The organism is Gorillibacterium sp. CAU 1737 (assembly GCF_039888655.1).
Taxonomy (GTDB): Bacteria; Bacillota; Bacilli; order Paenibacillales; family NBRC-103111; genus Gorillibacterium.
This window is the reverse complement of the sequence record NZ_JBDQQO010000009.1, coordinates 86,811-100,074: the sequence shown is the minus strand read 5'-3', so window position 1 is coordinate 100,074 and position 13,264 is coordinate 86,811. Positions and strand designations below refer to the sequence as shown.

Below are 13,264 nucleotides of genomic sequence, written 5' to 3'. Positions count from 1 at the left end.
ATTGTTTGCAAGCGGTTACCACTCATGAAGCGGACGCTTCGGACTGAGGTCCATCCGGGAGAGATGGAGAACAAGCAAAGGCTGCGATTCGTGTTCCTCCAGAAAGCGATCCAGTCCATCCAATGACTCTTCCAGCCGGACATTCGGCGCCTTCAGCTGAACCCGCCGAATGATCGAAACCGTCTCATCCTCGGATTGGTCGTCGAAAACCGTAATGGCCGTCTGCCTCCCTCGAAGACGGGATACAAACAAGTAAGCGTACAAGTACCATTCAATTTCGGACTCACTGTTCCGGGTAATGACCACCAAACCATAAGTCGGCGACTCTCCGCCTTTCTTCGAGTAGGCATAGAGCGCATGAACGACGACGGCACAGAGCCCGTAGGCCCCCAGAATCATCAGAAACCCAGGTATCACTTGCGGCTCCCCCCCTTACGGGAAAAGTCCTTCCCGTGTGGGATAGTATATGCCGCAAGGCCGCCCAGAGTGCGTCACCTTTAGCCAAGACCCGTCAGGAGCACAACCGGTAGGATTACAGCGTTACCCAGCCGCTCTTGATCGAGATGATGACCGCTTGCGTTCGGTCCTCGACCTCCAGCTTTTGCAGAATGCTGCTCACGTGGTTCTTCACGGTCTTCTCGCTGATAAACAGACTTTCTCCGATGAGCTTGTTGCTCTTGCCCTCCGCCATCAGTCGAAGAACTTCGGCCTCCCGTTTGGTGAGCGGACTTTCTGGAGTCGGATGATAGCGAACGCCGGCCTCCTGAAGCTGATCCGCAGAGCCGGCAGCTGTTCCCCGTTCGTCGAGGTAGGTCATGCGCCGAAGCTGATTGATCAGTTTGCCCGTTACCTTCGGGTGTATGTAAGCATGTCCGGCCACAACCGCACGGATGGCGTTAATCAGGGCTTCCGCCTCCATGTCTTTCAGCAGGTAACCCGAGGCCCCCTTGCGAAGCGTCTCGAAGACATAGCTTTCGTCATCGTGAATCGAGAGAATGATAATTTTGATCAGCGGGAAGATTTCCTTGAGCTTCTCCGTTGCCGCCACGCCGTTCTCCACGGGCATGTTGATGTCCATAAGCACGATGTCCGGTTTCAGCTCATTGCACAGCTCGATAACCTGAATTCCGTCTCCGCATTCGCCCACGACCTCGAGATCATTCTCCATGTTGATGATCCGTTTGACTCCTTCCCGAAAAAGCTGGTGATCGTCGGCCAGTACCAGCTTCACGGTCTTGCTCGTGACCATTGCCATAGACATCTCTTACTCCTCTCTATTCTTCGCACTTAGCGGGATATCCATTGTTAGTTTCGTTCCCACCCCCTGTGTCGATTCTATCTCCAGCTTCCCTTCCAGGAGCTCCAAGCGCTCTCTCATGCCGAGAAGCCCGAAATGCACGCCTTTGGAGTAAACCGCCTCCATGTTCTCCGTATTGAAGCCTTTTCCGTTATCCCGCACCGTGATAAGCACTTGGGCATCTTGAAAATGGACGCCCAACTGAATATGAGTCGATTCTGCATGCTTATAGCAGTTGGAAAATGCCTCTTGCACGAGCCGGTAGATCGCAACCTCCATCCCCGATGGAAGACGGACTTCCCGACCGAGCAGATCGAACTGAGTGTGGATCTTGGTCTTGTCCTCAAAGTCTTGCGTGAATTTGCGCAACGTCGGAACAAGCCCCAAATCATCGAGTGCCATCGGACGCAGGTTGAAGATGATCTTGCGGACCTCTTCCAGGCCCCCGCGCATTTGGGTCTTCAATTCCACAAGCTCTTCCTTGACCATCTCATATTCGTTCTTCCCCAGCATCCGCTCGGCAATCTCGGAGCGAAGGACGACATTCGCCATCGTCTGGGCGAGCCCGTCGTGAATTTCCCGGGCAATACGCTTGCGCTCATCCTCTTGGGCGAGAATGATCTTCAAGCCGAGCAGTTGACGGTTTTTGGCGGATTCCAAAATACGGGTCACTTGACCCAAGTCGCCTGCCAAATATTCCAAAACGACGTTCATCTGCGAGACGAGTGTCTCCGCACGCTCCACCTGCTTGTCCACATTCTTGATCCTCTTTTGCAGATCGTTGCGCCGAAGCTTGAGGTGGTTTTCCTTTTCGCGAAAAACCGTCAGCTGGAGCTGGAGCTGGGTAGCGGCTTCGTAAGCAATCCGAATGTCTTCTTCCCGGAATTTATGAAAATCCCGGCTTACTTCCGTAAGCCGGATTCTCGTTCGCCGGTACTCGAGCTCCAGTCGATCCACCTGCTTGATCGCTTCGCTCGCTTCCTCCATGACCTGCTGGAGCTCCTTATACAAGGAGTCGCGCTCCAATCGGACGTTCTCGCAGATTTCGAAGATCTGATATTTGCTGCTCTCCATAACTTCGATGGCATTCTTAATTACGCGATCAATAGCGTCCACTTGCAAGGCGTCCGGGCTCCTTTAAGTCGGTAGGTTTGCCTATATAGTAACATATTTCATCAACCATGAAGTGAACAATTCGTACTGATCGGATGGGACTTTTTTCCCCCGCCTATTGGAGCGTGATCGTCTGTGTTTTGGCGTCATACTGCACGCTCCATTGGAACGCTTCGGACAGGACGCGCAGCGGAACCATCGTGGTCGCTCCCTTCAATTCGGCTGGGGCATCGGTGGTCACCCGCTTGCCGTCCACGATGATTTCCCTGTTACCCACCCACAGATCAGCCAGTTGGCTGCCGCGTTGAATGCTCACCTGCTTCGTTGCATTCGTCCAAACGACACTGCCGCCAAGCGCCTCGGTAATGAATCGAACCGGGACCATGGTACGTCCGTCCGGGGTCGTGTAAGGAGCCGGAGCCGGTGCGAGCGATAGTGTTTTGCCGTTCACTTGGACGGCCGACTTGCCCAAGGTCAGCACGACCTTGTTCCGTGCGAGAGCCGGCGTATTCGCCTTGTATTGGAAGGTGATGTCGTCGATTCCGATTGCGCCGGTCCGAGCGCGTTCGTCCTGCCCTACGGCCGGGTTCGCCACATAGATCCGCTTCAGCTTGATCGGATAAACCGGCTTAGCCTGAGTGAGATCCGCGGAGAGCGTCTTCCAGCCGGTCCAGTCGATTCGCTCGGCCAGGTCTACCCGCGTCAGCGTTCCCGCTGCATCTACGATCTCGGCCCGAAGCATGTTCAGGCTGTTATCTCCCAGAACCTTAAGGCTTACCGTTTGCGGCGAGCCTTGGACGCTGACTCCATCCGGGTCGGCGCCGAACTTCACGTATGCGGCCTTCGTCACTTGGCCGAAGGTTCCCGGCGTCATATCGTACTGCAGCTGAAGCGCCGTATTGGCTGCCGTGAGTCCGCCGAGCCCTGCTACTTTGCTGACCGTTGCGGTAAGCTCACCCTGCGGGTAGACCATGCTGCTCGCGGGAATATCCGCACTGCTGAAGTCCGACCAGACGAGGGAGGTTCCGCTCGACATCGGCAGGATCGTTCGGAAGCCGTCATAGCCTGCGATCAGCTGACCGCCGCTCGCTCCGGGCTCCGTTACCTTGAGCACTCCGCCGCTTACCTGGCCCTTGAAGCCGCTCGTCTCCCATTTGAAGGAGCTGGCCGGAAGCGTGCGCTCCGTCCCATCCTTCAGCTTGACGAGAACCGACAGTCCGACTTCGCTGCCCGCGAGCAATACCGTGCTCGTCGGCACGATGCTCATGCTGGCGATATCGTCCCGGCCTGCCACCTTCACGTCCATCGTGTGCGTCGCTTGGCCGACTACCGCTTTCACGGTGGTTTGGCCCGTGGCTTTTACCGTGAAGGTGTTGCCTTGGAAGCTCCCGACATTGCCCGTGCTGGTCCAGGCCACCTTCGACTGATCAAATTCCATCGGATTGTAATAGGTGTCATAGCCTTTGATGGAATAAGTCAGCTTTTCCCCCAGGAAGACCGTCTGTTGGCCCAGGATGCTGATGCTGCGCGCTTCTCCCTTCGGGGCAGTCGTGTACACACCAAGCCCGTTCACCACTCGGCGCTCGTCCCCGTTCTCCGTCGTATTGGTTACGACTACACTCGTCTCTCCGAGCGGACGGGACACAAGCTGCGTCGAACCTCCGCCGTCCATATTGAGCGCTTTCCAGGCTCCGATCTTCACGAGGAATTGCTGCAGCTCTTCCAGGCTCATTCCGGCGCTTGTACTGGTCTTGTCTGCCGTCACGAGATAAACATAGCGTTGATCCTTGGAAAAGCCTACGGCCGTCCGAGCACGGTAATACTGCCCGCCGACCCCGCTGATATCGCGGGAGAACGCTGCTGCTTTTCCAGCGTCCACCAGGATCGTATGCCCGCCCATCAGCATTTTGAGGTCGGCATCCGTGTATGCTGTCTCCGTTCCAGTGGAAACGAGCTTCGTCGTCACCGTAACCGGTTCCCCCGGGAGGAGGTGGGCCAGGACGAACTTCGCCCCTTTGCCATGGGCTCGCAGGATGTAGCCATCCTTCGGTGGGACCATATTGAAGGCCTTGCCTTCGGATATCTGCTGCACGATCCCGTTCTGCACAAGCACCTCAGTAGGGGTCGTCCCGCTGCCTGTTCCCCGATTTGTGCTCGCCCACTTGTCGGTGTACAGCTGGATGCTATCCACCATGGTGTTCACCTTTCCGGGGTCACTGGTATAAAAGCTATTATTCAATCCGCCGATAGGATACGTTTCTCCATCTGGACCGGTCACCGAGCCCTCGAAGGTGAACAGATCAATCACCGGCTTGTTGGTCTGCGTTACGGCGAAGCTGTACAAGCCCTGCATTAGCGATGGAGAGCTCAGAATCTCCCCGTTTTGCACCACGCCCCCGATCGGAGCACGATCCACCGAAGAGGAGGTATTGTAGACATCTCCGTTGATTCCCGCAACTGCTCCGGTCTCCTGAGCCATTCCGCGAACGCTGTTGCTTGTCGTAATTGAATTGTTCTCTCCCGACATAACCCCGAGCTGGACATAGGGAGCCTGCAGGTCAACCTGAACCACCTTCACGTCGGTCTTCACCGTCGTGGTTCCTCTCTTGATCGCGGCTACATAGTGAAGGAGATCCGCTCCTGCGGTAATGGGTTCCTTGCTTTTTAAGGAAGCCTCTGTTACGGTACTGGCTGCTTCTGCGGTGCCGAATGTAAATGAGGGCAGAAGGAGTGCCATGGCAATCCCCGTCTGCATTACTTGTCTCCATGTTCTTTTCGCTTTGCTGTGCTGTCCTCGCATGCCGAGCTAATCCTCCTAATCATTCGAAAGGGCTGCAGAAGTGGAATAAGGAGATGAACACTCCCCGCCTCATGAATCTAGCAACCTTTCGTCTATCATTTTTCAGATAAAAAACATGGCAAAAAGACTCTGGACCCTATGGGTGCACGCGCATTATTTTGCGGCCCCTGCTATCTTAGACTCCCGGCCGCTTGGAAAAGTTACGAAATTTCTAGAGAAATTATCGCTCCAGCAGACATCCTTTTTCAGGATTTAATTGTAAATAACTTCTATTGCCTAAACTAAACCTATCGTTTGGTCGATATAGTAGGGAGAGAATCCCAAACGGGACAAGAAAGGAGAACCGATTTGAAAGCAACCCGGTACATCGCCTTGCTGTTGACTGTCGTTCTGACCCTGACTCCCTTTTCTACTCTCCTAGCAGCGGAATCGACACTCTCCAAGCTGGTCGTCTCGAAGAATGAGGTGCGGCTGGAGGTGGGAGACTCGGTTACCCTCTCTTCCACAGCCGTCTACACGGATGCGAGCACGTCTGTCGTCACCTTGAGTTCCAGCTGGTCCTCCGATAACCCGAGTGTCGCCACCGTATACAACGGAACGATTTCGGCCAAATCGGAAGGAACCGCTATCATCGTGGCCTCGTACAAGGACCAATCTCAATCGGTTCAAGTGACCGTCACCAAAAAGGTGAAAAGCCTGACGAAATCCAAGCAAAAGCTGGAGCTTCGCCTGCTCGAAAAAGCAACGGTCCAACTGACCGCCACGTACAGCGACAACTCGACGGAGGAAGTGAGCGGCAAAGCAGACTGGAGCACGAGCGATGATGAAGTCGCCACCGTTGTGAACGGAACGGTTACCGCCGTTGGTTCCGGCTCTGCTGTTCTCACGGCGAAACTGGGCAGTCAAACTGCCACCATCCCGGTCGACGTGGAGCTTGTGAAGCGACTCGACCTGGCAGATTCGCAGCTGTCCCTGCTCCTGAAGGAAAAGCAAACCCTGGAGCTCACCGCTACTTATCCAGACGGCACCACGCGCAATGTTGCCACCGATGCGGACTGGTCGTCCAGCGACCCCAGCATTGCGGACGCGATCCGCGGAGCCGTAACTGCTTACAAAGCCGGTACGGCTACGATCACCGCCTCCTATGGCGGCAAGAGCACCACCATCAAGGTCGATGTGGATGCCACCAGCAAGCTTGAGGTTGTGGGGGATCAGAAGATTTTCCTGCACGGCGGGGACAAAAAGCAGCTCAAGCTGACCGCTACCTACCCGAACGGTACCTCATCGGACGTAACCTCTCTGGCCACCTGGAGCACGAGCAATGAAGATACCGTTTCCGTGATCAAGGGGTACATCACAGCCGGCTCGTCCGGGACGGCCGCCATCACAGCAACGTATGGATCGAAGAAGATCACCTTAACCGTTGACGTTGATGTAGCCCGTTTTCTGGAGCCGAGCAGCGACTCTTTCTCCATGAAAGCCAAGGAGACCAGCCCGGTCACGCTGACCGCGACCTACCTGAACGGTACCAAGGAGAACGTGACGACAAAAGCCACCTGGTCTTCCTCCAAGGAAGAAGTTGCCTATGCCGACAACGGCACGATCTACTCGCTCAGTCAAGGGGAGGCGAAGCTTACGGCCACCTATGGCGGCAAGTCGGTTGCCATCTCCGTTGACGTTGAAGTCCCTCGCACGCTGAAACTGGATGAAAAGACACTGGCACTGGGAACGGGCGAAACGTACCAAGCGAAAGTGCTCGCCATCTTCGCGGATGGACACGAGGAGGATGTAACGTCCAAGGCAACCTGGACGAGCTCCTCGGCGGCAGTCGCCGACGTTTCCTCGGCAGGCCTTATTACATCGGCTTCCTCGGGTACGACGGCCATCACGGCCAAATACGGCGCCAAATCGGTCAACATGACCGTGAATGTCGCCCTGGCCAGCAAGCTGAACGCCAGCGTTCGAACCTTGTTCCTGAACCTGAAGGAAAGCAAGCAAATCAAGCTGACCGCGACGGACTCAGCCGGCAAAACCATTGACGTAACCTCGGATGCCGAGTGGAAAGCCGCGAACATCAAGATTGCGGATGTATCGGAAGGGTGGGTAACCGGATATGCTCGCGGCACCACGACGGTTACCGCCAAATACGGCGGCAAGTCCGTTGTCGTCTCCGTCGATGTCGACGTGGTTCAACGCCTGGAAGCCAATAAGCGCTCCCTGACGATGAAGTCGGGTGATGATCAGCAGCTGACGCTGACCGTAACCTTCAGCGACGGAAGCAAGAAGGATGTAACGGCAGATGCCGAATGGACCACGAGCAGCTACAAAATCGCAGATGTGAGCCCCGCAGGCCTCGTTAAAGCAACGGGGTACGGCAAAGCGAATATCACAGCGAAGTACGGTTCAAAAACCGTCACGGTGCCGGTTGATGTCGATACCCTCAAGTACCTGCAGACGGAAGAAGTGAACGTCACCCTGACCGTAGGGGCTCGCAAGCAGGTCGTGGCCACCGCCACCTACGCCGACGGTACAGAAGCCGATGTCTCCAAGCCGGCCTTGTGGAGCTCTTCCAAGGATTCTGTGGTGACGGTCAAGGACGGCCTGCTCCGAGCCACCGGCAAGGGCAAAGCCACTGTCACCGTCTCTTACGCTGGTAAGAAAGCGAAAGTAAACGTAACCGTGCAATAAGGTCATTTGACCAAAGGAACAACAAAACGCCTGCATCTCCACTAGCCACTGGAGGTGCAGGCGTTGCTTTTTGTCTTATTCGACTTTACGAATGCAGCGGTTGTTTACGCCAAGGCTGACGCCTTCAGCTTGTCTGCTTTGTCCGTACGTTCCCAAGGAAGGTCGACATCGGTGCGTCCAAAGTGGCCGTAAGCCGCCGTCTGCTTGTAGATCGGAGCTCGCAGCCCCAGTTCCTTGATGATTCCGGCAGGACGCAGGTCGAAGTTGTCGCGGATCACTTGAACGATCTTCTCATCGCTCACTTTACCGGTGCCAAAGGTGTCTACACTAATGGAGACAGGACGGGCGACCCCAATGGCGTAAGCCAACTGAATTTCGCACTTGTCGGCCAGTCCGGCTGCGACAATGTTCTTCGCCACATAGCGAGCCGCGTAAGCAGCCGAACGGTCCACCTTCGTCGGGTCCTTCCCGGAGAATGCGCCGCCCCCATGCCGAGCATAACCGCCATAGGTATCGACGATGATCTTGCGGCCTGTCAAGCCGGCATCCCCTTGGGGCCCGCCAATGACAAAGCGACCCGTCGGATTGATGAAGTATTGCGTAGCCTCGTCCAGGAACTCAGCCGGAACCACCGGAGCAATAACATGCTCCTTGATGTCCTTTTGGATCTGCTCCAACGAGATCTCAGGCGCATGCTGGGTCGAGACCACGATCGTATCCACCCGAACCGGCTTGTCCCCTTCGTACTCGACCGTTACTTGCGTTTTGCCATCCGGACGGAGGTAGGGAAGGGTTTCGTTCTTCCGCACCTCAGAGAGCCTTCTGGCGAGCCGGTGAGCGAGTGCAATCGGCATCGGCATCAATTCAGGCGTCTCGTTCGTCGCATACCCAAACATCAGCCCTTGGTCGCCGGCACCCAGCGCCTCGATCTCGGCATCGGTCATCTTGCCTTCACGCGCCTCCAAAGCTTGGTTAACCCCTTGGGCGATGTCCGCAGACTGTTCATTCAGCGAAGTAAGCACGGCACACGTCTTATAGTCAAACCCGTATTTGGCACGGGTATAGCCAATCTCTTTGATGGTATTGCGGACGATAGCCGAAATGTCGACGTAGTCTGCACGGCTCGTAATCTCTCCAATGACGAGAACGAGTCCCGTGGCCACCGAAACCTCACAGGCCACCCGAGCATTCGGATCCGCCTCCAGGAAGGCATCCAATACAGCATCGGAAATCTGGTCACAGATTTTATCCGGATGCCCCTCGGTTACCGATTCGGATGTAAATAAGCGTTTTACGCTGTTCCCCATCTTTCAAACCTCCTCTGAATAAGCGGTGCTTCCATATAGAATACCCCATCGTTATGTAACGATAAAAAAGCAACCTTTTCCGGATCGGAAAAGGTTGGGGATGACCTTCTTTACAGTATAGTACTTAAAAAAAGGAAGCCTGTCAATTCAACTGAAGACCCAGAAAAACGCGAATCAGCTTCGGAAAAGGGCCTCTTCCGCCTTCTCGATCAAACGACGGGTGATCTCGCCGCCAACCGCGCCATTATCACGGGATGCCAAGTACCCCCAGTAATCCTTGCGGTAGCCACCGGCTGATGAACCTGTTCCCAATTCTCCAGCAAACTCTGTGTCCGCCCCTCCGGCTGTGTAAGCCTGTCCAACTGGAAGGCCTAATTCGGTTGCCACTTCATACTTTAGGCTATTCAGTGCCTGCTTAGCTTCCGGAACGACCATCTTGTTGTTCCTTGCCATCTCAACCCACCTCCTTGAGTTTGTACCCGTAGGGTGTGCCCTCAAGAAGACGATTACGCTATGGAATTACTGGCTTGTCAGGTTGCCTATGCCTTAGTTTTTAATGGTATAAGATCCCCGAACCATGACGATACTGGTCGTAACTGCCGTAACTCCGCGTCCATCACGCGGGAAGAGGAGCAAGTGGTTTTTCGGAACGCCCACTCCATCGGTGAGGTCCTTCCCATCCGTCAAATCTGGAATGCCGCTTCCATCCTTGCTATACGCTTTTGTACTGCCCGTACGGACAATGAATTCGGTACCGGCGTTACCGATCAATACTTGGCCTGCACTTAACGTCACGTTGGTCACCGCTGCACTTGCGCCGCCCGTTCCACCTGCGGAACGGACCGCTTGGTCCACGTAACTCTTGGTTACGACAGGATCATCGGCTGATCCGGGTTGTACGGCCGAATCGGCCTTCGTGAACGAGCTTAAGGAAGAACCGACGAAAACAGCTGCGCCCAGCAAAACCGTTGCGGCTGCATAGGTCCACTTCTTTTGCATGATTTCCCTCCTTGGAGCATTACTAAGAGGTTAGACTCCCCAGCCTGTCCGGAAGTTGCGAAATTTGCTGGAAAAAGAAAAAGAACCTGACCGAAGTCAGGTTCTTTTATGGGTTGTAGCAAATTACTTGATAACTTGAACCGTGATCGAACCGGACTTGCCCGACGGAGTCAGGTAGCTCAGTACGAACGTTTGACCAGCTTGAACCGTGTTCAGGGTTTTACCCGATACGGAGAAGGCAGATACGCTGGTGCTAGCGAACTTAGCAGCGCCGGTAATTTCAACTCCGTATTGGTCAACCGTCTTCACAGCCAGATCAGCCAGCGTGGTAGCCGTAGCCGTCTTAGCGTAGGTTTCGGTAACCGTCAGCAGAGAATCAGATACCTTCGTTACTGCACCGCTCGAGCGGAAGGAAGTGGTTTCTACACGAGGAGCAACCGTGCTAACGACTACGTCCTTGGTGTAGTACTTCGTTCCAGCGTTGGTAACAGCTTCAACCGTTACTTGAGTCGTAACTTCTTTGTCTGGACCAATCGTAGAAGCACCGGTACCGGTCAGGTTAACACCGTTTACCGTGTAGTAAGGGTTGGTTGCGGTAGCAACAACGTGGTAGAAGGTAGCATTAGCCGGAACAGCAACTTCGGTGTTGTCAGCCAGGAGGCCTACAACTTCGACTGCCTTCGTGTGGCCAGCTTGGCGACCATCGGTACCAGCGTACAGCTTCGCAACATCGGATACTTTATAAGCAGCGATGTCAGCCAGTTCAACTACGCGGAAACCAACATTGATGTCGCTTCCTGCAACTTCGTCAGTGCCTTTAACCAGTTTCACGTTAACAGCGGAAGTTCCCTTCTCAGCTGCATCAACCGTGTATCCACCCTTGCCATCCGGGGTTACCTTGATAGCGTCGGAGGAATCCTTGGTTACTTTAACCGTGTAGCCAGAGAAATCGGACAGCAGTTTTGCACGGCTGTATTGGTCATACACTTGAACTTGGGTAGCGTCAAAGTAGGTTGCTGCTGCAGCCGTACCTTCAACTGCCAGGTTGTTGGAGATGTTCTTCACACCATAGACAACCTTCGGAATTGCATTAGCTTGAACCGTCAGGCTCGTGTTAACTTGGGACTTTTCGGTATAAGCATAGATGTATACCGGGAAGGACTTGTCGGTTGCCGTAGCGCCCGTCAGGTCAAGGTACAGCTTAGCAGTCTTGTTTACATAGTCTTGCTCGAAACGCAGAGCACCAGCAGGAACGTTAGCGCCCGTAGCCGTAGGAGCGGAGATGAAGTTAGCAGTTGCGTTCAGAACGTCAGCGTTGGTGATCGGGTTACCGAATTGGTCAGCAGCGGTGAACGGAAGTTCGTTCTTTTCACCGTTGATCACGAGATCCGATGCAGAGATCGACAGCGTAGCTACTTTAACAGCAGCCTTAACGTCCAGATCCAGGGAAGCACGACCAGCGCTGTTCTTCAGGTAGATCGTAGCGGTGAACTTGCCACCCGTAGCGATCTTGCCCGTCAGGGCGTTGCTGGAGTCCTTAGCGGTGGAAGCAAGCTTCAGGACGATGTTGTTGCTGCTATCCTTGGTGAAGTCAGCGTAAGTAGCGCCGCCTACCGTGGTGGTAGCGAAGGTCAGATCCGGCGAGGAAATCGTGACGATTACATCTTCACGAAGGATGGTCGGATCAACGCTAACGCCATATTGGTCCTTAGCGGTTACATACAGGCTGAAGTTTGCAGCCGTTTGGCCAACTTCCAGACCTTGGGAAGCGCTAACCGTGTTAGCAACCTTGTCGATGCTGATGGTCGAAACAACAGCCTTCGGGGCTACCGTCAGGACTTGTTGTTGGTACACATAAGCGGTTTTGTGGAACGCGTTGAGAGCAACCTTTTCATCGATCATGAAGTCGGTAGTAGCTTCGATGGAGAGGGAGCCATTGGCTTTGGTGATAACACCCTTGGAAGAAGTGAAATCAACGTCGCCATATTGAGCCGTCGTGATATCTTCACCGTATTGGTTCAGAATCTTGTAGGCTACAGAGATCTTCTTGGTGCTGGTGCGGTCAAGAGGAGCCTTTTCCGAAGCAAACTCGATTTTGGCAACCTTTTGATCTTCAACCGTTACCGTCTTGGTAACAGCCGGGTCAACAACTCCGCCAACCGTTACTACGTAGTCGCCCTTGGAGGTAGCGGCAGCCAGCTCAAGCGTAGCAACTTTCTTGTCGTCAGACCAAGTGGTCTTGGCAACGTTAACGGTGATGTTGCTCTTCTTCACAGCGAAGGTAGCCTTAGCCGTGTCAACTGCTTGGTTGAACTTCACTTCGAACTTCTTCACGCCAACAGCAGCGGCGCTGTCAACAGCTACAGAAGACTTCGGAGCATACAGCGTGTAAGCACCGTCTACCAGAGCAGAGCGGAGAGCGTTACCCGTGTAGTCGGAACCAGCTACGATCAGCTTAGCTTCCAGAGCAGCGGCTACATAGCCCTTAGCCCAAACGGAAACCTTGCCATCAACCGTAGCGTCAGCCTTCGGCTCCAGCTTAGCGGCACGAACGAGAACCGTTGCCAGTTCTTCAATCGTCATGTTCGCGTTCGGCTTGAAAGCCGTAGCGGATACACCGTTCATGATGCCGGCTTTAACAGCAGCACCGATGAAAGGTTTGCCCCAGTGGTAGCTTACGATATCTTTGTAAGCATTAGCAGCAGTGGCATCTTCGGTCAGACCGAGGGTCAGGGTGATAACCTTAGCCAGTTGAGCACGGGTCATCGGTTGGTCGAGATCGCGGTCGCCGTTGGCGTTGTTGCCGTTGAAGATACCGGCTTCTGCCATAGCGTCGTATTTCTGTGCCGTCGTGAGTTCAGCTGCACCAGCAATGCCTGCGAATGCGCCGAAAACCAGGGAGACGGCAAGGAAAAGTGTCAAAACTTTCTTCATAACCTTTTTTTCTCCTCCTTGGAAAAACGTCAATGTCTGTACTTGATTCTTGGAAAAGATTGAGCTCGATTCCCTCATTGTGTGTTTCACCCCCTTCCCAGAGTTGAGCGTGAATATGTGGTTAGC

At 54.5% G+C, this 13,264-nt stretch carries 9 protein-coding genes; 1 reads left to right on the top strand and 8 read right to left on the bottom strand.

Annotated features, from left to right (window positions below; all coding sequences use genetic code 11):
* Positions 1–15: 15 nt before the first annotated feature.
* The 4 genes from AAFN83_RS17710 to AAFN83_RS17695 all read right to left on the bottom strand — a co-directional run bounded on the left by AAFN83_RS17710 (position 16) and on the right by AAFN83_RS17695 (position 5,165).
* Positions 16–417: a glycosyltransferase family 2 protein gene (locus AAFN83_RS17710; protein ID WP_347771776.1), complete on the bottom strand. Its 402-nt coding sequence runs from the start codon at positions 415–417 to the stop codon at positions 16–18.
* A gap of 115 nt (positions 418–532) precedes the next feature.
* A complete protein-coding gene (locus AAFN83_RS17705) occupies positions 533–1,261 on the bottom strand; it encodes a response regulator (RefSeq protein WP_347771774.1) in 729 nt (242 codons plus the stop codon).
* Between the two features lie 3 nt (positions 1,262–1,264).
* Positions 1,265–2,419 carry a sensor histidine kinase gene (locus tag AAFN83_RS17700; protein ID WP_347771772.1) on the bottom strand — a complete coding sequence of 385 codons (1,155 nt, stop codon included), beginning with the start codon at positions 2,417–2,419 and terminating at the stop codon, positions 1,265–1,267.
* Positions 2,420–2,525: 106 nt separating this feature from the next.
* Positions 2,526–5,165 carry a phosphodiester glycosidase family protein gene (locus tag AAFN83_RS17695; protein WP_347771770.1) on the bottom strand — a complete coding sequence of 880 codons (2,640 nt, stop codon included), beginning with the start codon at positions 5,163–5,165 and terminating at the stop codon, positions 2,526–2,528.
* Between the two features lie 393 nt (positions 5,166–5,558).
* Between AAFN83_RS17695 and AAFN83_RS17690 the strand changes: the two genes are divergently transcribed.
* Complete coding sequence (locus tag AAFN83_RS17690; protein ID WP_347771768.1) at positions 5,559–7,898, top strand: Ig-like domain-containing protein; 2,340 nt, start codon at positions 5,559–5,561, stop codon at positions 7,896–7,898.
* 104 nt (positions 7,899–8,002) lie between these two features.
* Here the strand turns inward: AAFN83_RS17690 and metK are convergent, their stop codons facing one another.
* The 4 genes from metK to AAFN83_RS17670 form a co-directional block, all read right to left on the bottom strand.
* Positions 8,003–9,205, bottom strand: a complete 1,203-nt coding sequence (metK, locus tag AAFN83_RS17685; protein WP_347771766.1) for a methionine adenosyltransferase — start codon at positions 9,203–9,205, stop codon at positions 8,003–8,005.
* A 174-nt stretch (positions 9,206–9,379) separates the two neighbouring features.
* Complete coding sequence (locus tag AAFN83_RS17680; protein ID WP_347771764.1) at positions 9,380–9,658, bottom strand: alpha/beta-type small acid-soluble spore protein; 279 nt, start codon at positions 9,656–9,658, stop codon at positions 9,380–9,382.
* A gap of 93 nt (positions 9,659–9,751) precedes the next feature.
* On the bottom strand, positions 9,752–10,204 hold the full coding sequence (locus AAFN83_RS17675) for a hypothetical protein (RefSeq protein ID WP_347771762.1): 453 nt from the start codon (positions 10,202–10,204) through the stop codon (positions 9,752–9,754).
* A 123-nt stretch (positions 10,205–10,327) separates the two neighbouring features.
* The gene (locus tag AAFN83_RS17670) at positions 10,328–13,138 is read right to left on the bottom strand and encodes an S-layer homology domain-containing protein (RefSeq protein WP_347771760.1); all 2,811 of its coding nucleotides are present in this window, start codon (positions 13,136–13,138) and stop codon (positions 10,328–10,330) included.
* Positions 13,139–13,264 lie beyond the last annotated feature (126 nt).